Genomic DNA, 21,720 nt, shown 5'->3' with positions numbered 1-21,720 from the left:
CGTTTTTTATGGATTTATATAGCTAATATTATCTAGTTAATATCAACGATTACATTGCAGCCATAAAGATTTGTGAAATCTCTTCATGCGTTGCTTGTTTAGGGTTAGTGAAACCACACGCATCTTTTAGAGCATTATCAGCTAACAACGCAATATCTTCAGCTTTTACATTTAGCTCTTTTAAACCAGCAGGAATACCAACATCTTTAGATAATGCCATGATTGCATCAATAGCAGCTGCTGCACCTTGTTGCGGTGTCATTGCATCAACATTAACCCCCATTGCCGCCGCTACATCACGTAGACGCTCAGGACATACTTGGGCGTTATAACGTTGAACATGTGGTAATAATACTGCGTTACACACACCATGAGGCAGATTATAAAAACCACCAAGTTGGTGTGCCATTGCATGCACATAACCTAATGAAGCATTATTAAATGCCATACCCGCCATAAATTGCGCATAAGCCATTTGCTCACGAGCATGAAGATTTTGACCTTCTTTAACTGCTGTGCGTAGGTTCGCTTCAATTAATTCAATCGCTTTAATTGCAACTGCATCAGTTATTGGCGTTGCTGCAATTGATACATAAGCTTCAATTGCGTGAGTTAACGCATCCATACCCGTTGCCGCAGTTAATGAAGCCGGTTTTGCTAACATTAATTGAGGATCATTAACTGACATTAATGGCGTAGTGTTCTTATCTACAATCGCCATTTTAATATGACGGGTTTCATCAGTAATAATACAGAAGCGAGTCATTTCAGATGCAGTACCCGCTGTGGTATTAATCGCAACCACAGGTAACTGCGCTTTTGCAGAACGGTCAACACCTTCATAATCACCAATCTGACCGCCGTTAGCCGCCAAAAGAGCAATACCTTTTGCGCAATCATGCGGAGAACCGCCACCCAATGAAATAACAAAGTCACAACCGTTATCTTTGAGTAATGTTAGACCTTGATCTACGTTAGTAATGGTAGGGTTCGGTTGAGTACCATCATAAACAACAGAATCAATATCACGCTCAGTTAATAACACCGCAACTTGTGTCACCACACCGATTTCGTTTAATACTTTATCAGTGACAATTAATGCTTTCTTAAAGCCGTGTGCTTTAATTGCATCAGCCGCAGCAGTTAAACAACCCGCACCCATAAAGTTAACGGTTGGAATGTAAAATGCACTACTCATAATAACTTACCTTATCTTTCAAATATTCATTATCAAATATGCCTTATTCTATAAAGCTAATTTAAGTAATGACACTCAGCCAAAAATACGTCTTAGGTATTTTTACGCCTTTGGTTCTAACATCGATTTGATCTAAAACAAATATTGAAAAAACACTGTAACTTATCTGCAATACTATGAAGCAGATCGCAAAACACACACATACATTATGCCCATCAAGAAACAATAACATTCATTGAGGAAACATAATTGGGGCTAAAAACAGCATGAAGCAGTATCACGTTTCAATTTAATCGGTACAAAAGTCCAGTAAATGGTCGCTTTATCATCTTACGGCAACCGCTATTCCCCCCTACTATGCGGCTAACGCAGCGCATTATTACTCTTAGCGCTTGAAAATATTCACATCTTGGCCGATGTGAATATTCCTGCACTCTATATTTATTAGGTGGAACACTATGATGTTTAAATTGACTCCAATTGCTATTTCACTGGTATTGTCATTAGGTTTATTCGGTTGTAACAGCGATAACAATAATCAAACTCAACCTGAAGTCACCTTACCTACAACACCTATTATTGATATGAGTGTTTTAAAATATATTGATCCCATGATTGGTACTGCTGCCTCTGGACACACGTTCCCAGGAGCTGTTGTTCCTCGCGGTATGGTGCAATTAAGTCCAGACACCTTTAAAGGCACTAATGCAGATTCTGAAGCAGGTCAAAATCCATGGCATTCAGCCTCTGGTTATTGGGATGCGAGTGACTATGTTGCTGGCGATGTATTAGCAACAGACTTAAACATTTATGGTTTCTCCCATACTCACCTATCAGGTACAGGCGCGACAGATCTCGGCGATATTTTGGTATTACCGTATTCAAATATCGCTAATAGTGAAAATAATGCCTTTGATAAAGCAACTGAAATAGCAACACCGGGTTACTACTCTGTGGTACTTAACAATGGCAATATTAAAGCGGAATTAACCACCACAACCCGCGTCGGTGTCCATCGTTATACCTATGAGAAAGGGGCTGATCGTAAAATCAAACTCGACCTTGCCCATACACTAGCCGCCAACAATGGTAAATCTTTACAGAACCGAGTTGAATTAGTTGATGAATACACCATTCGTGGCCGCCGTGTTTCTACGGGTTGGTTCCAAGGCCAAGATATTTTCTTCTACGCGCAATTTAATCAACCGATTGCCCATGCGTTAATCGCGCGTGATGGCGGTGAAGCAATGGAAATGAAGATGGGGGCAGTTTACGGCTCAATCAATAGTCCAAATAAAGAACAAATCACTTATCTTGATTTTGGCAAAGGCGATCAACCAATTGAAATGCGAGTGGCGCTATCACCGGTAGATTGGGAAGGCGCACAACAGAACTTAGAAGCAGAAACGCCAACTTACAATTTTGCGAATGTTAAAGCCAAGGCTGAACTTGCATGGGCGCAAGAGCTTGCTAGCGTTGAAGTAAAAGGCGGTTCTGAGGCAGAGAGAACTAACTTCTACACTGCGATGTATCACGCCATGATCGCGCCAGTTGAATATCAGGACGTCGATGGCCGTTACCGTGATTTGCTAGGTGGTGTTCGCCAAGCAGATGGCTATAAAAACTATTCGGTTTATTCAACTTGGGATACTTTTCGCGCTGTTCATCCGCTGCTAACCATCACTAACCCACAGCATGCGACTGACTTAGCCAATGATTTGATCCGTAAATCTCAAGAGACGGGATTACTGCCGAAATGGGAAGGCTATGGTGAAGAAACCGGCACTATGATTGGCTACCCTGCTACTGCTATTATTGGCGATGCCGTGATTAAAGGCTTGGATGTTGATCCACAAGATGCTTTAGAAGCGGCAAAAAAATCAGCTTATTACCGCCCGTATGATTTCCCTCAAATTCCAGACCACACACTACAAGCGGTGATGGCGGGTCAGTTAAGTTATTACGAACGCGACAAGTGCGTTGGTTTACCTAACTGGAACTCTGTTTCTTATGCACTAGAGTTTTCATACTATGACTGGACCATTGCACAAATGGCCAAAGTAGCAGGTGATGACGCTGCTTATAATGAATTTAATGATCGCGCCTATTGGTCACTAAATCATTGGGATCAAGAAGCTGGTTTCTTTGTACCAGTGAAACTTGATAGCTGTGATAAGGAATTTACTTCTGATGCCTTTGACCCATATAGCTCTGATGCTTATTGGTATACCGAAGGCAATGCATGGCAGTGGCAATGGACGTTCATGCAAGATCTCGACAAACTAACCGAAGTGATGGGTGGTACTGAAGGGTTCAATACTAAGCTCAATGACTTATTTACTGCTGATGCCAATGGCGGCGAAAACCATCAAGATATGACAGGTTTTATTGGACAATATATTCATGGTAACGAGCCATCACACCACGTGATTTATCTATATAACCGTACTAATGAATCATGGAAAACCCAAGAATACCTCGATAAGGTTTACAAACAATTCTATAAGCCAACTCCTGATGGCATCATTGGTAATGAAGATGTTGGTCAAATGTCAGCATGGTACATTATGTCAGCAATGGGTTTCTACCAAGTGACACCAACAGATCCAACCTACACTATTGGTCGCCCTATTTTTGATGAGGTAACAATCAAGCTACCAACAGGCAATTTCACTATCACAGCAGAAAATAACAGCAGTGATAATAAGTATGTGAAATCGGTATTGATTAACGGTAAACCTTTAAATGTCTTTAATAGCTTTGAGCACAATGAAATCAAAGCGGGGGGAACATTACACTTTGTCATGACAGCTGATAAATCACAAGCAATGGCTGCGCGACTTAACTAAGTGAGCCGCTGAAATATTGTTAGTACCATAAAAAATCCCTCGCTATTGCTAACGAGGGATTTTTTAGTTTATGTACTGTTCAAAAAAGTGACCAGTATAAAAACCTATCTTATGACCAAAAATCATCAACAGGTGCTGGTTTATTTTTACGTTTCTTTTTACCAGTTCCTTCAGGTTTTGCCATTGGCTTTGCTGCCGCTAACAAAGCTTGTGATTCATCAACTTCAAAACCTTCAACTTGTTCACGCTCAAGACGAACTTTGTTTTTCTTTTCAATAACTTTAAAGTGATGGCTATCTTCATAATCAATTAATGATAACGCTAAACCAACCTCACCCGCACGACCACTACGACCGATACGATGCATGTAATCTGCTGGGCTACGCGGTAAATCAAAGTTAATCACTACCGGTAGTTTTTCAATATCAAGACCACGCGCAGCAATATCCGTTGCAATCAATACATCAATCTCACCAGCTTTAAACGCTTCTAATACTCGAGTACGCGCACCTTGACCACGATCGCCGTGGAACACTTCCGCAATAATGCCACGCTTTGATAGTTTATCTGCTAAGTGCTCACAACTATTTTTTGCATTCACAAAGATAAGCGCCTGACGCCATTGATGCTGTTTAATCAAATGGGCTAAAACTGCAGTTTTCTCACCTTTATTGACGCTGAAAACACGTTGTACAAGTGTGCTTGCATCAACACTTTGTAATTGCAGTTCAACCGGATCGTTAAGTAATGCTTGAGTTAACATCTTAACTTGTTCAGGGAACGTCGCTGAGAATAGTAATGTTTGCTTGTTATTAGGTAATAACGCTAACAACGCAGACAATTCTTCAGTAAAGCCAAGGCTTAACATACGATCTGCTTCATCAAGCACTAAGGTTTTAACTCGATCAAGTTTAATCGCATTGCTTGAAATCAAATCCAATAAACGGCCAGGTGTTGCCACTAAAATATCAGTACCACCACGTAGCGCCAACATTTGAGTATTAACAGAAACACCACCAAATACGGCAACGGTTTTAATCGCACCATTAAAATGGGTCGCATAAGATTTAATGCTATCTGCAACTTGCTTTGCTAACTCACGAGTTGGTACTAAAACAAGACCAGTCACATAGTTACCCTTAGCGTTTTTAGTCTCGTTAGCTTTAGCTTGGTGCAATTGTTGTAATAGCGGTAAAGCAAATGTTGCTGTTTTACCTGAACCTGTATTTGCGCCCGCAATCAGATCGCGTCCAGCGAGTACACTTGGAATAGCTTGTGCTTGAATCGGCGTTGGTTGTTGATATTCCAACTCAGTTAATCGTGCTAACAAAGGTGAAATAAGGCCAAGTTCAGCAAAGTTGGCAGGTGTTGTTGTCGTGGTCATTAATATACAGGCTCAAAGCTAAAATAATTACTGTCATTTTAGCTTATTTAGCCTCTAATCAGTTAGTGATATTCGGTTATGGCGTTAATTGCTATCTTGGTAGAGAGTTTATCGAGCTATAGCTGGTGAGTTATTGCCTGTCATTCCGAAACCGAAGCATGCGTTATCGGTGCTCTATTCACTACACTCTTGAACATTTAAAGATACCGATAAAAAGACACTAAAACATCAACGTAAATAGTAATGCTACAACGCGCTGGTAGTAGATTCCCTATCTCGTTCGTAACCTCACTGTAGGGAATGACGAAGGTGGGTTTATGCAGATGTAAAAAAGCCGCTAACTTTCGTTAGCGGCTTTCTTGAATGTGGCGGAGAGATAGGGATTTGAACCCTAGATACGCTATAAACGTATGCCGGTTTTCAAGACCGGTGCTTTCAACCACTCAGCCATCTCTCCAATTTTATATCTCTTAAAGAGATATGGCGGTGAGGGAGGGATTCGAACCCTCGATACGTTGCCGTATACACACTTTCCAGGCGTGCTCCTTCAGCCACTCGGACACCTCACCACATTGTTGTCAACAACGCTTTGCTTGTCGACGGCGTGTAATATATTGATTTATGAGATCTGGGTCAAGGGTTTTTATAGGTCTTTTTCCCATTTGCTGACTTATACTGCAATTTGCACTGTTCTTATACCACTTTTATAGGTTTTGATATTTTAACCACAAAAAAAAGCACCCACCGGATGCCTTTTGTTACATTCAATAATGCCAATGACAGTTAAATAATGGGTTGAGCTGTTGCTGTAACACGGAACATTCTGCGACATAACTCAAGAAACTGCCCATAAACCACACCTAACGCCCCTGAAACTAAGATGTTACTCATTACTGCCGCAATAACTTGTTCTTTATTAGCACCAACAGCAAACAGAATACAAGCATAAATCGGCGACTGGAACACCACGTATGCCACCATATCTGACAGCCCTTTCATCCATCGCGTAGAAGATAACTTGTGACCGCAGCCAATAACATAATCGCGAAACATGCCATAAGGCCACGCGATTGCGATATTAATAGGAATAGACAATGTACGCGATGCTAATGACTGCTCAAAAGACATGCCTGAAATAAAAACCTCAATCATCATTCCAGTAATAAAGCTAAATACCACCATTGCAAATATATCTGCAGCAGCATTTCTAACTTTAAATGGCACTTTAACAACAGACATTCACTCACCCACCCTAGCAAAATCAACCAATATGAACACAGTAATCGTTACTTAAAACTATCTAATTAACACCATGCAGTTTATGTGCGAATTAGAACAGCTTTTTTGTAAAATAAGGTTCTGTATTTGATGCTGGTTTCGAGTTAATAGCTGCTATTTTAATTAAATATAGTTTTTTTATCTGGATAAGCAATAACGATTAAACACTTTAATTGTCACTGTTAATTTCTTTGATATAACAAAATACCGACCAATAAAAATCCGAATTTATAACCTAAATTCGGATTAGTTATTTGTATGTATTTAACGAATTATTAGACCAACGAAGAACGTGGTAATTGAGGCAATTTAATGGTTAAGGCAATAATCAATGAAACAATTAACAATCCAAACATTAAGTAAAATGTCGCAATAAAACCACCAAAGATAGAAGCAACAATTGAACCAATGAAACTACCGATACCAAATCCTAAATAAATAATACCGTAATTTTTAGTTAGGTTGTTTAAGCCAAAGAAATCACTGACTAATGAAGGGAATACCGTGATTGTGCCACCAAAACTAAAGGCAATACAGGCAACAGCAATATAAAAGCTGAGCATACTTTGATGGGCAAATAATAACGCACATACACCCACTAAACAGACGACTAATGCTATCGCTATAACTTTAGTTCGAACGATCTTATCTGATAAAACCCCAAGTACTAAACGCCCACCTAAGTTAGCTACAGCTATAATCGCAACCCCTGCGGCGGCAACATCTAGTGATAAGTGTACGTATCCTTGACCGATATCTTTGGCAACACCAATAACATATAAACCACTCATACAAACGGTTAAGAATACCAATGCTAACATCCAAAACTGTGGGCATTTCATTGATTGTGAAAGGCTGAAATCACGCACATCAGCAGCAGATTCTGTGGCAGAGACACGTTGTTTAGGCGCATCTTTCATCATTAAGCCACCGATAACAACCATAACCATTGCAATGATGCCCCAGTAATCAAACGTACTCTCGAGGCCATTATGCTCAAGGAAGTACATATTAATAAATTTAAACCCTAAACTACCTAGACCATAAGCACCTATCGCACAGGCTGAAATGACACCTTTACGCTCAGGAAAAAATTTAACGCAGTTAGACAACGTCATTAAATAGCCAGTACCATCCGCAAAGCCAATTAACAAACCAGCAAAAATATATAACAACCAAATATTAGTGGCATGCGCAGTTAGTACTAAACTTGCACCCAATAAAATGCCAGCACCTAGAGTCACCTTCCTAACCCCAAACCGTTCTTGCATTTTACCGGCCATTGATGATGCAACAGCGAGGGCTAAGCTCATTATTCCAAAAGAAAAAGCAACACGACTCACAGGCTCTGATAACTTACCCGCCAGCTGAGCATTAAATAAACTCCAAGTATAAACAGAACCTAAAGCAAACTGAGTAATGATGGTGCCGAGTAAGGTCCAATAACGACTACGATGGCTAAGTTGGTTGGTCATGGTTATGCCCTCTTACGATGAAAATATTCAAGGTAATGCGATGAATCACCTTGCTGCTGCTCATCAAAATACGGTAATAACCACATATAACAAGAGGATAAGAAAACAATAAAATCAGCGGTAGTATATGAGGAATAGAATGCAATATAGCGGCATGAAATGCATTTAGCCGCTAATCATATCACTGCTTTCTACAACTTCATTAAACAACGAAACGCTTTTAAGTTACTTCGACTGACAGGGATATGCTGCTCAAGATGGGCAAGCTTTATCATATAGGTACTATTAACCCATGGAATGATCTCTTTAACATCATTGATATTAATACAGTAGGAACGATGACAACGAAAAAAGTCGCTACTAGGTAAGCGCAACATTAATTCACTCATCGTCATTTGTGCCACAAAACGCCCTTCCACTGTATAAACATCGGTGACTTTTTCATTGGCAATTGCACAACAAATATCACTGATTGCAGTAACATGAATACGATTGTTATGAAGTAGATTAATGGTATTGTTGCGTATATTGGCTGTCGGTTGTTGCGGTTGAACATGCTGCTGTAGTTTAGTTAATAACCCGATGACTCGCTGCTCATTAAGCGGCTTTAATAGATAGTCCACAGCTTCTAATTCAAATGCATCGACAGCGTATTCTTTATATGCAGTCGTAAATACAATTTTTGGCTTATGTAAAAACTGAGCAATATTACGTGCTAACAACATACCATCGATTGAGGGAATATTAATATCTAAAAATACAATATCAACCTGGTTAGATTGCAAAAACTTAAACGCATCTAACCCGTCATCAAACGCAGCGACAATATTAATTGTGCTATTTTTTTCAATTAAATAGGTTAATTCTTCGCGCGCTAAATACTCGTCTTCTACAATCAAAGCGTTGAGTCTCATGGTACAAGTCCTGTTATTTTACAAAAAATTGCATGGTCGTTCCTTGCTTTAAACGCCGAATATGCAAACCATCACCAAACAATAATAATAATCGTTGATGGACATTATTAAGCCCAATATGATGAGAGTCTATTTTGCCTTGATATAATTTATCAATCGTATGTTGATTGATGCCCACGCCTGTATCGGTAATTGTAATTACAACATTATCCGTAGCTTTTTTAACAGAAATTAATACCTTACCGTTCACACGTGAGGGTTGAATACCATGTAAAATCGCATTTTCAACCAAAGGCTGAATCAATAAACATGGCACACGAGGATGGACATCATCAATGTCAAACTCGACCTCAAGTTTAGGTCCAAAACGCGCTTGCTCAATGGCAACATAATCACGTACTTGTTGAATTTCTTCTTGAATATCAATTAACTCTACATCGTGTTCTAAATTATAACGTAAGAAATCGGCTAAATTTGCAATTAACTGCCGCGCGTCATCAGGGCGAATACGAATTAAAGTAGAAATAGCATTAAGTGCATTAAATAAAAAATGCGGATTTATTTTACTTTGTAATGCTGAAAATTCAGCTTTTGAGGCCATTTGCTTTAGCTGCTCAATCCGCGATACTTCCATTTGAGTCGATATAATTTGTGATAACCCGATAGCCATTTCACGCAATGAGATTCGAATATGATCGGGCTGACAATAAAATATTTTCAGGGTGCCACTAACCTCGCCATTTTCCCATAATGGAATAATGAGCAATGAATGAAAATTATACACATTGAGATTATTACTAATGATCTGTTCACCCGTTTCTACTGCTTGACGGGTCATTTGGCTGATTTTATGGTGAGCATCTAAAAATTGTTCTTCACCACGACCAACATAAGCACGTACATCTTGGGTGTTAGTTATCGCTACCGCATCAGCTTCGGTATAAAATCGAATAATACTACAAACTTTTTGCAATGCATGACGATTATTAATTCGAAAGTAAGGCAATGTTTTATTTGCAATATCAAGTGCTAATTTAGCTTGTTGTGCCGCTATAAGATCTTTTTCCTCATCAAGATCTTGCACTAATTTAATGATTAAGCCGATAGATAAGGTGCCAACAATCATCGGAAAACTAATATGTGAAACAATATTATAAGCCTGGGCTTTATTATCAGATAACATCACGATTAAGATCATTGTCAGTATTTCGCAGCATATTCCCGCTAAAATACCTAATTGGGCGTAACTTTTTTTAGTGCACTTACAATGGATCCATGTTGCTAATAATCCAGCAAAAATACTCGTTATTAAACAAGCAACCGATGTAGGTCCATCAACATCAATTAAATAACGGTGAATACCTGCAATAATGCCAGCTGGAATACCAATCCACGGACCAAAAATAATGCCACCAGATAGCACAGCTATAATACGAACGTTAACCAGCGAACCATCTACATTTAAACCGGTATAAGTACTAAATACTGCAAATAATATAAATAATGCTGAAATCATGGCAGTTTCAGCAGGTCGTCGATGGGTTTTCTTAACGATAGATTGAAACAGTTGAGTACGCGTTAATAAAAACAAGGTCATTAGCATCAAGGCTGCGCGTTCAAATACGGCTAATAACATCATTAATTGTTCGCTATACATTGCTTAACCTTAATATAAAGTAGAATTGTGCGGCTTTTGATCGTGTTTTTGTACTTAAAGACATCAGTTACACTAGAATTATGTTAGTAGTGACAGGGGGATGTTTTAATTAAAATCAAAAATAAACAATTTAATTCTAACAAGCCTACTTTATTGATCTTTTTTGACACAAGATTGCAAATATATCAGCCTATTACTAGGTTGTTACCGAGAGACTGTTACAATAGTGGTATAAAGTTCAGTTGTGCATGTATAGTTAATGCATCTGAACACTTAACCATAATTAAGCTGAGATTGTTTTATGCCTTCACAACTAAGTACTATTTTACAAAACTCTCAACTAGCAGATCAATTGCTACCAGAATCACAAACTCGCGGTTTTGTTACTGCAATGGCAGCAGCGCCACATCTTATTGATCCAACAGAGTGGTTAGCATTTATGTGGGGTGGCGAAGAAACATCACCTTTTGCTAATCATGATGATTTAGAAACTTATGCTAAAGCAATTATTGAGATCTGGAATGAAGCACGCGCGGCTTTATTTGAAAGTACATGGCAGTGGCCTGAAGGCTGTGCGTTAGACGATAGCCAAATTGTAACCGAAGCGACTAGCAACTTCTGCGAAGGCATGCTTCAGGGTTGGCAGTTAGCACGTGATGATTGGGAAACTATTATGCCACCAGAAAGTGAAGATAATGCACTACTCGGTGGAGTGTTACTTTCTTTTAGCTTATTGTTTGATCCTGAAACTGCGCTAGAAGCACTTAAAGAACAAAATGCAGATGCTTTAGCACAGTTTGAAGAAATCTTTAATGCGATTCCGGTTATGCTATGTGGCTTAACTCAACGTGGTGCACAGCTTGTTGCTGCTCAATAATTATTGAGTTACAGCAGCAGTAAAAATAAAAAAGGCGAATCGATTCTGTAAACTACAATAAGTATCAGATCGCCTCGCCTTTTGTTTTAGTAAATGATGAGTTACTTACGCATTACCTTTAACTTTTAATTGTAATTCTGCAGCAAAATCCAACATTCGATTTAGTGGAATAAGTGATTTCACGCGCACCGCTTCATCAACAAAAATCTCATGCTGCTCGCCACCTTCCACTAAAGCTGTATAAATCGCTTTTAACCCATTCATTGCCATCCACGGGCAATGTGCACAACTGCGACAAGTCGCACCCGCTCCTGCTGTTGGTGCTTCAATTAATTCTTTATCTGGCACCATTTGTTGCATTTTAAAGAAAATGCCTTTGTCAGTTGCCACAATTAATTTTTGTTGAGGTAACGTCGTTGCTGCTTTAATTAATTGACTTGTAGAACCAACAGCATCAGCCAAAGCAACCACGCTTGCAGGTGATTCAGGGTGAACTAAAATAGCGGCATCAGAGTGAAGATGTTTCATTTGTTTTAATGCTTGTGCTGAAAACTCATCATGCACAATACATTCACCTTGCCACAATAACATCTCAGCACCAGTCTGCTTTTGAATATAACCACCAAGGTGGCGATCTGGCCCCCAAATGATTTTGCGACCTTCACTGTCAAGATGATCAATAATCTCTAATGCAATACTTGATGTTACCACCCAATCTGCACGTGCTTTTACTGCTGCTGAAGTATTAGCATAAACAACCACGGTATGATCAGGATGCTGATCGCAAAATGCCGTAAATGCGTCTTCTGGACATCCCAGATCAAGTGAGCATTCTGCTTCTAATGTCGGCATTAACACCTTTTTTTCAGGCGTTAATATTTTAGCCGACTCTCCCATAAATCGTACGCCACACACAATCAATGTTGTTGCAGAGTGTTGATTACCAAACCTTGCCATTTCAAGTGAATCACCAACAAATCCGCCAGTCGCTTCCGCGAGAGCCTGAATTTCAGGATCGGTGTAATAGTGAGCGATTAATACAGCATTGTTATCCTGTAGCTGTTGCTTAATTTGAGTAATATAAACTTGCTTTTCATTATCCGATAAGACAGCAGGTTTAGGCGGAAATGGGTAGATCATTTCCGATGGATCAAATGCAATATTCATTATTCATTTGCTCGTCAGCATTCCTTACATATTTGGTTATTATACCCATGAATTTCAAAAATTCACCTTTAACAAACAAATCAGCACCTAATACTAACAAATCACAACATATCCTAATTAAGCATAACAAATACTCTTACCGTCTATATAAAAGTGAATTTATTTGATTTTTATTTTGGGCATTCTCTGAGAATATCTCAGAAAAAAATTTAGTGATTTAAATCACAGTTTTAAGACTCTTTTTATTAAATAATACTTTATCGCTTTTAAAGCATAGATTTAACTACCTGTAGAAGAGGTGAGACATTGATGGATGTCTATAACTTTCATCGAAACTAGTCTTTACGGTAAATAATTATAATTTAAGCCGAAAGCCTTTCTCATTTGAGAAAGGCTTTATTTTTAAAGATTAAACTATCTTTATTAACAGCAAAAAAGGTATTGATGATCTCTTTGGGTAAATGGGTATTACTCAAGACTTTAACAATATTTATATTTTGGCCAAAAAAAACATACGTCTCAAGTTCAGTTACTGAGATGACTCTATCTGGGTGTTGAAATATATATTTTATGAATCGATAGTTACCACTACCATCACGGACTGAGATAACCTTCTTACCGTCGCAAAAAAGAGTTTTCGTTTGTTCATCAAAATGGAGTTTTTGCTCTCTTTTTAACATTAGCGTCAATAGATAAATATAAGCACCAACACTCACAGCACTAAAAAAAATAGTTAAAAAGAACATCAATATATTCATCTTACAACCCTACTGAATTTATTCACATATTTGCTCTAAATTTTTAGCTGTTACCCATTGTTTAAATCGTTGTCTATCATATTGACATAAGGTTGCAATAGACCCCGTTTGTGCAGTCCAACCATTATTTTTCCATTGTTGAATTTGAGTAAGAACCTCAGCTTCAGAGTGACTCTTACTTAATGATTGTTCAATAATATTAAATGCATTTTCACCAAGCATCTTGACTACATAATTATCATTATTTTTTGATTGATAGATAAAAATAGCACTAGTGATCCAGCCCGAGAATGCTAATAAAAGCAATAATGCAGACATTAATTTATTCATATTAATAATTCCCATTGCTATATATGCAAACGACAAATGGTCACTATTGCGGAGTCTGATAATATTTGTTTGAATTTTTTGCGATCATTATTACAAATAGTAGTGACAGATCCAGTTTGAGCAGTCCAACCATTTTTAAACCAAAACTGTATTTGTTCGATAATTTCTTGATCGGATTTTTTATCTTGTAGAGATTGAGACACAATATTGTAAGCATTAACTGTGATTTTATCGTTAATAAAATCACGATCACTATCCAAATGCATAAACATTAAATAAGCAGCAAATAACCATCCCGACACAGAAATGAACGAATACCATAATATGTTTTTTTTATTAAGCACAATAACTCCAACTATCCATAGTATTAAGGTTAAATAAAATTGTAATATTACCAACCTTAACTAACAAAAACGCATCATATCAAAAAAATAATTCACACACACAATGGTTAATTATTAATAAATGTGTCGAGTGAATCAATAAGATTCAATTAACAATGCAAAAATACATAACATAAAAAAAACCTGCATAATCGCAGGTTTTTTTCTTAAGCAATAATAACCTTAGTGCTTCGATAGATTAGCTAACGCAGACTGCGCTTGTTTGGCACTCGTTGAGTTAGGATAATCTTTAACAACTTCAGCATAGTAAGACATTGCTTTAACAGTATCATTACCACGCTCAGCAATAACACCTAGTTTTAATAAAGCATCAGCACGCTTACTTGAATCCTTAATGCTTGCAACAACACCAAAATTCTGTGCTGCTTGTGCTAAATCATTTTGCGCAAAATGAAGTTGTCCTAACCAATAGCTCGCATTAGGTTTATAAACCGAGTTAGGATAAGTGGTTAAGAAAGACTGGAAAGCTTTCGTTGCTCCTTGATAATCTTTCTTTTTCAAAATCAAATTAACAGCGTTTTGATAAGCATCATTCTCACTCATATTTTTAGAGTATGCTTCTGTCGGCGCTTTAGTAACTTCTTTCACAGCAGGAGCGGCTTTTACTGGCTGACGGCTTAATTGATCCACATCGTTATATAACTGACGCTGACGTTCTTTCATTTGCTTAATATCGTAGCTATTACGTTCTACTTTGCCACGAATATTATCAAGATCAGCCGACATTTGATCTAATTGACGTTGAACCTGCAATTGCGCTTGCCCTTGTGCTTCAAGCATCCGTTCTAACGTTTGTAAATTAGCTGCTGAAGCAGGAGCGGCGACCACTTGGGTCGCCGCACCAACCAGCAACACTAATGCAAATTGACGCATTATTTTGTTACTGTTCATAATTATCAACCTACATTTTAATTAGTATACAATCACTGCGCGACGATTTTTCGCGTAGTCCGCATCAGTATGTCCAAATAGAAGTGGTTTCTCTTCACCGTAACTTACGATAGACATTTGGTTAGCAGGTACACCTAATGCTTGTAAATACTGAGATACCGCTGTTGCACGACGTTCACCAAGGGCAATGTTATATTCAGGCGTACCACGCTCATCAGCATGGCCTTGAACGACAACCTTAACATTAGGATTGTTACGTAAGTATTCTGCATGTGCTTCTAGCATTTTTTGATATTCAGGTTGAATTTCAGAATTATCAAATTTAAAGAATACTGTTTGTTGTTGTTGACGTAGCTTTTGCATTTGCTGTTCATGCAATTGCTGCTCGGTCATTGCACCACTTTGATCAACAGGTGTAGAGATCGTTGTTTGACCAGCGCCTGCGCCACCAATACCACCATTTTGATTTTGAGATCCCGCCGAGCTACCGGTACTATCTGTTGAACTACACGCAGCCAATGTCATCATTGGTAACGCAATTGCTAAGCCTTTTAAAATTCGGTTAAGTTGCATCTATTTTTCATCCTTTATCATTCAGTAATACTCACTATTTGAGTATGTTATTATTCTATAATTCAATTATAGGAATGGACCCCAAGCAGGTGCACGAACACGCTTACTTGTTGACGGTAAACGAGCCTGGAATCGACCATCAATAGATACCAAAGACAATTCATAGCCATTCTTTTGTGCTGAGCTATAAATAATCATGCTACCGTTAGGCGCAATACTTGGTGATTCAGCCAGTTTTGCTTTAGTTAAAATCTGAACCGCACCGCTTTTTATATCTTGTTTAGCGATGTTATAGCCACTATCTGAACGATTTACCATCACTAAAAAACGGCCATCTGGGGTAATTTGAGCCCCCATATTTTGACTACCTTGCCATGTTACACGTTGCGTATCACCAGTGGCTAAATCAAGATGGTATATTTGTGGACGACCACCACGATCTGAAGTGAAATACATTGATTTTCCATCAGGCGTCCAAACTTCTTCAGTATTATTAGCACGACCATGAGTCACTTGACGAAGTTCTTTCGTACGTAGATCTTTAATATAGATCTGTAAACTACCCGTTTTTGATAATACCATCGCTAACTTTGTACCATCCGGTGAAAATTGCGGAGAACCATTATGACGAGGATAATTCGCTACAAGTTCACGGGTACCTTTATATATGTTCAGAATGAAAATTTCAGCCTTACCATTTTCAAAACTAACATAAGCTAACTTGCTGCCATCAGGAGACCAAGCAGGTGACATTAGCGGTTGCTTTGATTTTAAAACAACACGTTCATTATAACCGTCATAATCAGCAACACGTAGCTGGTATGGGAATTGAGAACCTTGATTATCATCAACATAAGCAATACGGGTTAAAAATGCACCACGCTCTCCGGTTAATTTTTGGTAAATCATATCGGAGATTCTATGGGCGTACTGACGCATACGATTTGGCTTAACTACAGCACGATTATTTAACAGTAAGTAATCACTTGCAGTACCTTGAGAATCACTATTCAACTTACCTTTAACAACGTCTACCAATTGATAATCAATAACATAATTGCCATCTTTATCTTGCGTAATACTGCCAGTTACAACAGCATCAACCCCTAATTTAGTCCACGCACTATAATTAATTTGGCTCTCATTATAAGGACGTTGTGGTAACTTATTATTTGCTATTGGACTAAATTTACCGCTACGTTGTAAATCAGACGCTATGACTGCTGAAATATCGGTAGGTAATTTATTTTGACCTTGCCACTCAAAAGGCACTATTCCTATAGGACGGGCGGAGTCAACACCATCAGTGATGACTAAATCAAGTGCAGCATGTGCAAATTGGCTAACGCTTAGTAAGGCAAAAAATACACCTATCATCCAACGTTTCATCAATCGCTCCTTATAGTTACGAAAGCCGTAACTACTGTTACGGCAAAAAATTAAATCAGTATTTTACACATTCAACCAACAATCTATGGACTAACGGTTAAGTTAATAACCCGTAATTGCTTAACCACATCAGGATTGTCTGGCATCGGAAATTCACTTACTTGCAGCACTGCTGATTTAGCGGCTCGGCAAAGCGTGTCATTTCCTGCTAGTTGCGATACATTCAGCACTAAACCATTAGCAGATAAACGTAGTGTTAACTGACATTTTTGTCCTTTAAAGCTTTGATCAACTAATAAATTTTGTTGAATCATTTGCTTGTATATCGTGCCATAACGGGCAACTTCATCAGCAATATGTTTACCTTTAGCGCCGCCACGTTGTTCATTCTCAGCTTCTAAGCCCGAAAACATATCATTTAGCGCTGCATCTTGTTTGGCTTGAGCTTCTGCTTTAGCCTTGGCTTCTGCTTTAGCCTTAGCTTCTGCTTTAGCCTTAGCTTGTGCTTTAGCCTTAGCTTGTGCTTTAGCCTTAGCTTCTGCTTTAGCCTTGGCTTCTGCTTTAGCCTTGGCTTCTGCTTGTGCCTTAGCTTCTGCTTTGGCCTTTGCTTCTGCTTGTGCCTTTGCTTCTGCTTTAGCCTTTGCTTCTGCTTTAGCCTTAGCTTGTGCCTGAGCTTCTGCTTTAGCCTTTGCTTCAGCTTTAGCCTTTGCTTCAGCTTTAGCCTTTGCTTCAGCTTTAGCCTTTGCTTCAGCTTTAGCCTTTGCTTCTGCTTGTGCCTTTGCTTGTGCTTTGGCTTTGGCTTCTGCTTTTACCTTAGCTTCTGCTGCTTGTTGTTGCTGCAATTGACGTTGTTTTTCAGCTTCACGGGCTGCTTTTTCCGCATTTAATTTATCAGCTTGTAATTGTCGTAATCGCTCTGCTTCTGCTTTACGTTGTTTTTCAAGCGCTGCAGTTTGTTGTTCAAGGCGATCTTGACGTGCTTGTTCAGCATCTTTAGCTGCTTGGCGTTGCTGACGAATTTGCTGAGCTTGTTGATTTAACATCGCAGGATCAACCATCGTTGCTTGAATAGTATTTCCAACCGATTGTTTGTGATCAAAGGTAAAATCAGCACCCCATAATAACAACCCAATAAATAACGCGTGAATCGACACCGATATAATGACAGACTTCGAATAATTACTTTTCTTCATGCCTTAATTTCCAGGCTTATCTAGCGGATCTGTCATCAAACCAACAGATCCCACTCCAGCATGACTCAGTGCATCTAAGGTTTCGACAATATTCGCGTAAGGTGTGCGTCCATCTCCACCAACCATAACTAAGGTTTTTGGATCACTCGCAAGTTCAGCTTTGACTCGACCAATAAGCTCATCAAGGCTTAACCCATGTACCATATCAGCATTATCAATACTCACCCCTAAGTTGCCATCTTTATCTACTTCGACAATAATTGGTGGAGTATCGCTATCTTTATTCAATTGTGCGACGGTTTCAGCCGTTTGAGTTTTAGGCAAATCGACATCTACCCCTTGGTTTACAAACGGAGCAGTCACCATAAAAATAATCAGTAATACCAGCATAACGTCAATATAAGGGACGACATTAATTTCAGCCGTCATTTTGCGTTTCTTCGGTTGATAAGCCATTGCTTATTACTCCTGATTCGCTGCAAATGCCTGACGGTGTAAAATACTTGAAAACTCTTCCATAAACGTTACATAAGTATGTTCAAGTTTAGTCACTTTATTAGTAAGACGGTTATAAAACATTACCGCAGGGATCGCAGCAAAAAGACCCATTGCCGTTGCCACCAAGGCTTCTGCAATACCAGGAGCAACCATCGCTAATGTGGCTTGTTTCACAGCACCTAGAGCAATAAATGCCGTCATAATGCCCCATACTGTACCAAAAAGACCAATATAAGGACTGATTGAACCAACAGTAGCAAGGAATGGTAAATTAGTTTCTAGTTCATCAACTTCTTTTGACAAAGAAACTCGCATTGCGCGCCCAGTACCTTCCATTACCGCTTCTGGTACTCGACCATTACTATGATGTAAACGCGCAAACTCTTTAAAGCCAGAGTAAAAAATACGTTCAGAGCCAGTCAATTCATCTTTACGCTGTTGCACTTCTTGGTATAACTGAGATAAATCAATACCAGACCAAAACCGATCTTCAAATTGGGTTGCATTACGTTCTGCACTATTTAGTACTTGCGAGCGTTTAATGATCATTGCCCAAGAAGCAATCGACATTCCAAGTAAAATAAGCATAACCAGTTTTACCAACAAACTTGCTTGCAAAAAAAGGTCTAAAATGGTTAATTCTGAGTTCACTTAATGTATCTCCGGCTTTAATTGTACAGGTAAAGCTATTGGTTTCATGATGGTTGGATTAATACAGGCAATTTTCACAATCGCGCGGCAAAATACCACATTATCATCATTAACGAGTTCTTGATTAAATTCTATTGATGCGCGACGTACATTTTGAATGGTTGTATTAACAACAAGCTGGTCATCTAACTTTGCGCCACGAATAAAATCAATATTCATACTACGCACAACAAAACTCATATTCTCAGCAAATAATTGTTGCTGACTTAAGCCTATATAACGCAGTAATTCTGTCCGTGCTCGCTCAAAAAACTTTAAATAATTAGCGTGGTATACCACTCCACCGACATCAGTATCTTCATAATAAATGGTAATTGGCCATTTAAAAATATCTTGTTCTTTCATTGGATACCCATACCCGTCATACCTACACCGCGCCAATTATCGCGCTTGGTGTACTACTATACCCTAACTCACCGAATGATGGTTATTGCGAAACACGCTAGATAGTGCATTTAACCAAAAAATGAAATTTGTCAGTAGGTTCTGACAATCAAATCACAATTCTGTTCAGTTATCATGCATAAAAAACGACATGTTAAATTTGGTTACACTTTACATACAAAAAAAGCCTGTTGCATTACAGCAACAGGCTTTTTAGGTTCTATAGATTAGCAATTATAAAAAGCGTAATCCAAGAATGTATAATAATACAGGCAGTGCGATATAGGGTGTAAAGAACACCTGAAAATACCACCGACGTGGAACAAACCCCATGCCAAACACCATCGCGCTACAGGTTGCCCAAATCATCAACGGTGCTAATCCAGCACTAAATCCACCAATATCTTCAGCAAATTGTCGAGGCTCCCACATTAATAACCCAGTAACAGTCAACGCCATTACTATTGCTAATAATTTAAGCGGTAGAACACTCAATGGTGCATGAATTAGCTTAACCGCACGATCTATATTACTCACTGTCTTTATCCATATTTTCAGTTGTCTCAAGCCATAATGCATTGACAATACCGAAAGAACAAGCCAGAAGAACACCTAGAATCCAAGCGAAATACCACATAGTTCATCTACTCCTTAGTAAAGTGATGTTTTGTTGTCTTCGATATATTTCGTATCAAGACGACCAAACATTTTGTAGTAACACCATGCGGTGTAAGCCAAGATTACTGGAACCATTACAAATGCAACAATAGTCATAATATGTAATGTGTATTCAGATGACGTTGAATCCCAAAGAGTCAAACTCACATTTGGATCTAAGCTTGATGGCATAATGAATGGGAATGTTGCAAAACCAAACGTTAATACTACACCAACAATTGTTAAGCTTGAGAACAAGAATGCGAAACCACCACGATCAGCACGTGAACACAATGCTGTCAGGATTGGCATTGCCACAGCTAGAATTGGTGCAATCCACAATACAGGGTAGTTGTTATAGTTAATAAACAACGCGCCTACTTGACGAACAACTTCTTTGGTTAATGGATCTGATGCCGCATTAGCTAATACTGGCGTTGTCATCACATAGCCGTTAATGCCTTGAGCAACAAAACCCGCAATAATAAACACCACAACCATTAATAATGAAGAAATAACAGCAACATTACGCGCACGTGCATGAATCGCATCGGTTGTTTTCAATTGTAAGAATGCTGCACCTTGGGTGATGATCATCAATAAACTCACAACACCACACAATAAAGCAAACGGATTCAGCAAGCCAAAGAATGATCCTTTGTAGCTAGTGATCATAAATTCGTTTACTTCAAATGGTACGCCTTGCATCAGGTTACCAAAAGCAACACCAAAAATTACAGGTGGTATAAAGCTACCAACAAAGATCGCTTTATCCCACATATCACGCCATTTTGTATCCGTTAACTTAGAACGGTAATCAAAACCTAATGGACGCAACCATAGTGACGCCAACGTAATAATCATTGCGACATAAAAACCAGAGAATACTGTTGCGTAAACTAATGGCCATGCGGCAAATAATGCACCACCAGCGGTGATTAACCAAACTTGGTTACCATCCCAGTGTGGTGCAATTGAGTTAATCATTACTCGACGCTCGTTATCTGTCTTACCAATGATTGGTGACAGCATACCAACGCCCATATCAAAACCATCTGTGATTGCAAAACCGATGCACAATACACCAATTAACACCCACCAGATGACTCGCAAGCTTTCATAATCAAACATTA

The 21,720-nt window shown here is 38.7% G+C and carries 22 protein-coding genes and 2 tRNA genes; 2 read left to right on the top strand and 22 right to left on the bottom strand.

From position 1 onward, the window contains the following. Nucleotides 1-49 precede the first annotated feature (49 nt). Entirely contained in the window at nt 50-1,198 is a 1,149-nt protein-coding gene (gene yiaY / locus PAND9192_RS01660) for an L-threonine dehydrogenase (RefSeq protein ID WP_060996646.1), read from the bottom strand. A gap of 461 nt (nt 1,199-1,659) precedes the next feature. Here yiaY and PAND9192_RS01655 point away from each other — a divergent pair, with 461 nt between their 5' ends. After that, the gene (locus PAND9192_RS01655) at nt 1,660-4,047 is read left to right on the top strand and encodes a GH92 family glycosyl hydrolase (RefSeq protein WP_087852877.1); all 2,388 of its coding nucleotides are present in this window, start codon (nt 1,660-1,662) and stop codon (nt 4,045-4,047) included. Between the two features lie 109 nt (nt 4,048-4,156). Here the strand turns inward: PAND9192_RS01655 and PAND9192_RS01650 are convergent, their stop codons facing one another. The 7 genes from PAND9192_RS01650 to PAND9192_RS01620 form a co-directional block, all read right to left on the bottom strand. Continuing rightward, nucleotides 4,157-5,431, bottom strand: a complete 1,275-nt coding sequence (locus tag PAND9192_RS01650) for a DEAD/DEAH box helicase (RefSeq protein ID WP_087852275.1) — start codon at nt 5,429-5,431, stop codon at nt 4,157-4,159. 366 nt (nt 5,432-5,797) lie between these two features. After that, nucleotides 5,798-5,888: transfer RNA gene (locus tag PAND9192_RS01645), tRNA-Ser, on the bottom strand. Nucleotides 5,889-5,912: 24 nt separating this feature from the next. Then, nucleotides 5,913-6,000, bottom strand: a tRNA-Ser gene (locus PAND9192_RS01640). A gap of 214 nt (nt 6,001-6,214) precedes the next feature. Further along, nucleotides 6,215-6,670, bottom strand: a complete 456-nt coding sequence (locus PAND9192_RS01635; RefSeq protein ID WP_087852274.1) for an L-alanine exporter AlaE — start codon at nt 6,668-6,670, stop codon at nt 6,215-6,217. A 314-nt stretch (nt 6,671-6,984) separates the two neighbouring features. Further along, on the bottom strand, nt 6,985-8,184 hold the full coding sequence (locus tag PAND9192_RS01630; RefSeq protein WP_087852273.1) for an OFA family MFS transporter: 1,200 nt from the start codon (nt 8,182-8,184) through the stop codon (nt 6,985-6,987). 191 nt (nt 8,185-8,375) lie between these two features. Next, nucleotides 8,376-9,098 carry a LytR/AlgR family response regulator transcription factor gene (locus PAND9192_RS01625; RefSeq protein ID WP_087852272.1) on the bottom strand — a complete coding sequence of 241 codons (723 nt, stop codon included), beginning with the start codon at nt 9,096-9,098 and terminating at the stop codon, nt 8,376-8,378. A 13-nt stretch (nt 9,099-9,111) separates the two neighbouring features. Continuing rightward, a complete protein-coding gene (locus tag PAND9192_RS01620; protein WP_234998886.1) occupies nt 9,112-10,755 on the bottom strand; it encodes a LytS/YhcK type 5TM receptor domain-containing protein in 1,644 nt (547 codons plus the stop codon). Between the two features lie 301 nt (nt 10,756-11,056). Between PAND9192_RS01620 and PAND9192_RS01615 the strand changes: the two genes are divergently transcribed. Further along, a complete protein-coding gene (locus PAND9192_RS01615; protein WP_087852271.1) occupies nt 11,057-11,632 on the top strand; it encodes a UPF0149 family protein in 576 nt (191 codons plus the stop codon). A 105-nt stretch (nt 11,633-11,737) separates the two neighbouring features. Here PAND9192_RS01615 and nadA read toward each other — a convergent pair whose 3' ends face one another. The 14 genes from nadA to cydB all read right to left on the bottom strand — a co-directional run bounded on the left by nadA (nt 11,738) and on the right by cydB (nt 21,718). Beyond that, the gene (nadA, locus tag PAND9192_RS01610) at nt 11,738-12,799 is read right to left on the bottom strand and encodes a quinolinate synthase NadA (protein WP_087852270.1); all 1,062 of its coding nucleotides are present in this window, start codon (nt 12,797-12,799) and stop codon (nt 11,738-11,740) included. A gap of 380 nt (nt 12,800-13,179) precedes the next feature. Further along, nucleotides 13,180-13,557 carry a hypothetical protein gene (locus tag PAND9192_RS01605; RefSeq protein ID WP_087852269.1) on the bottom strand — a complete coding sequence of 126 codons (378 nt, stop codon included), beginning with the start codon at nt 13,555-13,557 and terminating at the stop codon, nt 13,180-13,182. Between the two features lie 18 nt (nt 13,558-13,575). After that, entirely contained in the window at nt 13,576-13,887 is a 312-nt protein-coding gene (locus PAND9192_RS01600) for a hypothetical protein (protein WP_087852268.1), read from the bottom strand. Between the two features lie 17 nt (nt 13,888-13,904). Next, a complete protein-coding gene (locus PAND9192_RS01595; RefSeq protein WP_087852267.1) occupies nt 13,905-14,231 on the bottom strand; it encodes a hypothetical protein in 327 nt (108 codons plus the stop codon). Nucleotides 14,232-14,453: 222 nt separating this feature from the next. Then, nucleotides 14,454-15,182, bottom strand: coding sequence for a tol-pal system protein YbgF (gene ybgF / locus PAND9192_RS01590; RefSeq protein ID WP_060996655.1), 729 nt, complete (start codon nt 15,180-15,182; stop codon nt 14,454-14,456). 21 nt (nt 15,183-15,203) lie between these two features. Further along, nucleotides 15,204-15,755 carry a peptidoglycan-associated lipoprotein Pal gene (gene pal, locus PAND9192_RS01585; RefSeq protein WP_060996656.1) on the bottom strand — a complete coding sequence of 184 codons (552 nt, stop codon included), beginning with the start codon at nt 15,753-15,755 and terminating at the stop codon, nt 15,204-15,206. Between the two features lie 66 nt (nt 15,756-15,821). Beyond that, nucleotides 15,822-17,147, bottom strand: coding sequence for a Tol-Pal system beta propeller repeat protein TolB (gene tolB / locus PAND9192_RS01580; RefSeq protein ID WP_442439539.1), 1,326 nt, complete (start codon nt 17,145-17,147; stop codon nt 15,822-15,824). 80 nt (nt 17,148-17,227) lie between these two features. After that, nucleotides 17,228-18,337 carry a cell envelope integrity protein TolA gene (tolA, locus tag PAND9192_RS01575; RefSeq protein ID WP_087852266.1) on the bottom strand — a complete coding sequence of 370 codons (1,110 nt, stop codon included), beginning with the start codon at nt 18,335-18,337 and terminating at the stop codon, nt 17,228-17,230. A gap of 3 nt (nt 18,338-18,340) precedes the next feature. Next, on the bottom strand, nt 18,341-18,793 hold the full coding sequence (gene tolR / locus PAND9192_RS01570) for a protein TolR (protein WP_065166310.1): 453 nt from the start codon (nt 18,791-18,793) through the stop codon (nt 18,341-18,343). 6 nt (nt 18,794-18,799) lie between these two features. After that, nucleotides 18,800-19,486 (bottom strand): protein TolQ, encoded by a 687-nt coding sequence (gene tolQ, locus PAND9192_RS01565; RefSeq protein ID WP_060996660.1) that lies wholly within the window; start codon nt 19,484-19,486, stop codon nt 18,800-18,802. Continuing rightward, nucleotides 19,487-19,891: a tol-pal system-associated acyl-CoA thioesterase gene (gene ybgC, locus PAND9192_RS01560; RefSeq protein ID WP_087852265.1), complete on the bottom strand. Its 405-nt coding sequence runs from the start codon at nt 19,889-19,891 to the stop codon at nt 19,487-19,489. It abuts the gene before it with no gap. Between the two features lie 273 nt (nt 19,892-20,164). Then, complete coding sequence (locus PAND9192_RS01555; RefSeq protein WP_036795408.1) at nt 20,165-20,467, bottom strand: cyd operon YbgE family protein; 303 nt, start codon at nt 20,465-20,467, stop codon at nt 20,165-20,167. Further along, on the bottom strand, nt 20,460-20,567 hold the full coding sequence (gene cydX, locus PAND9192_RS01550) for a cytochrome bd-I oxidase subunit CydX (RefSeq protein ID WP_036795409.1): 108 nt from the start codon (nt 20,565-20,567) through the stop codon (nt 20,460-20,462). Before cydX ends, PAND9192_RS01555 begins: the two co-directional genes overlap by 8 nt. A gap of 14 nt (nt 20,568-20,581) precedes the next feature. After that, nucleotides 20,582-21,718 (bottom strand): cytochrome d ubiquinol oxidase subunit II, encoded by a 1,137-nt coding sequence (cydB, locus tag PAND9192_RS01545; protein ID WP_087852264.1) that lies wholly within the window; start codon nt 21,716-21,718, stop codon nt 20,582-20,584. Between the last annotated feature and the right edge of the window lie 2 nt (nt 21,719-21,720).

Source organism: Photobacterium andalusiense (genome assembly GCF_900185625.1).
In the GTDB taxonomy this organism is placed as follows: domain Bacteria; phylum Pseudomonadota; class Gammaproteobacteria; order Enterobacterales; family Vibrionaceae; genus Photobacterium; species Photobacterium aquimaris.
This window is presented reverse-complemented; position numbering and strand designations above follow the sequence as displayed.

What these genes read in the sequence shown, in the direction of transcription:
- cydB (WP_087852264.1), bottom strand. Translation starts at nt 21,718, where the DNA reads ATGTTTGATTATGAAAGCTTGCGAGTCATCTGGTGGGTGTTAATTGGT.
- pal (WP_060996656.1), bottom strand. Translation starts at nt 15,755, where the DNA reads ATGCAACTTAACCGAATTTTAAAAGGCTTAGCAATTGCGTTACCAATG.
- PAND9192_RS01605 (WP_087852269.1), bottom strand. Translation starts at nt 13,557, where the DNA reads ATGAATATATTGATGTTCTTTTTAACTATTTTTTTTAGTGCTGTGAGT.
- PAND9192_RS01620 (WP_234998886.1), bottom strand. Translation starts at nt 10,755, where the DNA reads ATGTATAGCGAACAATTAATGATGTTATTAGCCGTATTTGAACGCGCA.
- PAND9192_RS01655 (WP_087852877.1), top strand. Translation starts at nt 1,660, where the DNA reads ATGTTTAAATTGACTCCAATTGCTATTTCACTGGTATTGTCATTAGGT.
- PAND9192_RS01635 (WP_087852274.1), bottom strand. Translation starts at nt 6,670, where the DNA reads ATGTCTGTTGTTAAAGTGCCATTTAAAGTTAGAAATGCTGCTGCAGAT.
- PAND9192_RS01630 (WP_087852273.1), bottom strand. Translation starts at nt 8,184, where the DNA reads ATGACCAACCAACTTAGCCATCGTAGTCGTTATTGGACCTTACTCGGC.
- yiaY (WP_060996646.1), bottom strand. Translation starts at nt 1,198, where the DNA reads ATGAGTAGTGCATTTTACATTCCAACCGTTAACTTTATGGGTGCGGGT.
- PAND9192_RS01650 (WP_087852275.1), bottom strand. Translation starts at nt 5,431, where the DNA reads ATGACCACGACAACAACACCTGCCAACTTTGCTGAACTTGGCCTTATT.
- PAND9192_RS01615 (WP_087852271.1), top strand. Translation starts at nt 11,057, where the DNA reads ATGCCTTCACAACTAAGTACTATTTTACAAAACTCTCAACTAGCAGAT.
- tolR (WP_065166310.1), bottom strand. Translation starts at nt 18,793, where the DNA reads ATGGCTTATCAACCGAAGAAACGCAAAATGACGGCTGAAATTAATGTC.
- cydX (WP_036795409.1), bottom strand. Translation starts at nt 20,567, where the DNA reads ATGTGGTATTTCGCTTGGATTCTAGGTGTTCTTCTGGCTTGTTCTTTC.
- PAND9192_RS01600 (WP_087852268.1), bottom strand. Translation starts at nt 13,887, where the DNA reads ATGAATAAATTAATGTCTGCATTATTGCTTTTATTAGCATTCTCGGGC.
- ybgF (WP_060996655.1), bottom strand. Translation starts at nt 15,182, where the DNA reads ATGAACAGTAACAAAATAATGCGTCAATTTGCATTAGTGTTGCTGGTT.
- nadA (WP_087852270.1), bottom strand. Translation starts at nt 12,799, where the DNA reads ATGAATATTGCATTTGATCCATCGGAAATGATCTACCCATTTCCGCCT.
- PAND9192_RS01625 (WP_087852272.1), bottom strand. Translation starts at nt 9,098, where the DNA reads ATGAGACTCAACGCTTTGATTGTAGAAGACGAGTATTTAGCGCGCGAA.
- ybgC (WP_087852265.1), bottom strand. Translation starts at nt 19,891, where the DNA reads ATGAAAGAACAAGATATTTTTAAATGGCCAATTACCATTTATTATGAA.
- tolA (WP_087852266.1), bottom strand. Translation starts at nt 18,337, where the DNA reads ATGAAGAAAAGTAATTATTCGAAGTCTGTCATTATATCGGTGTCGATT.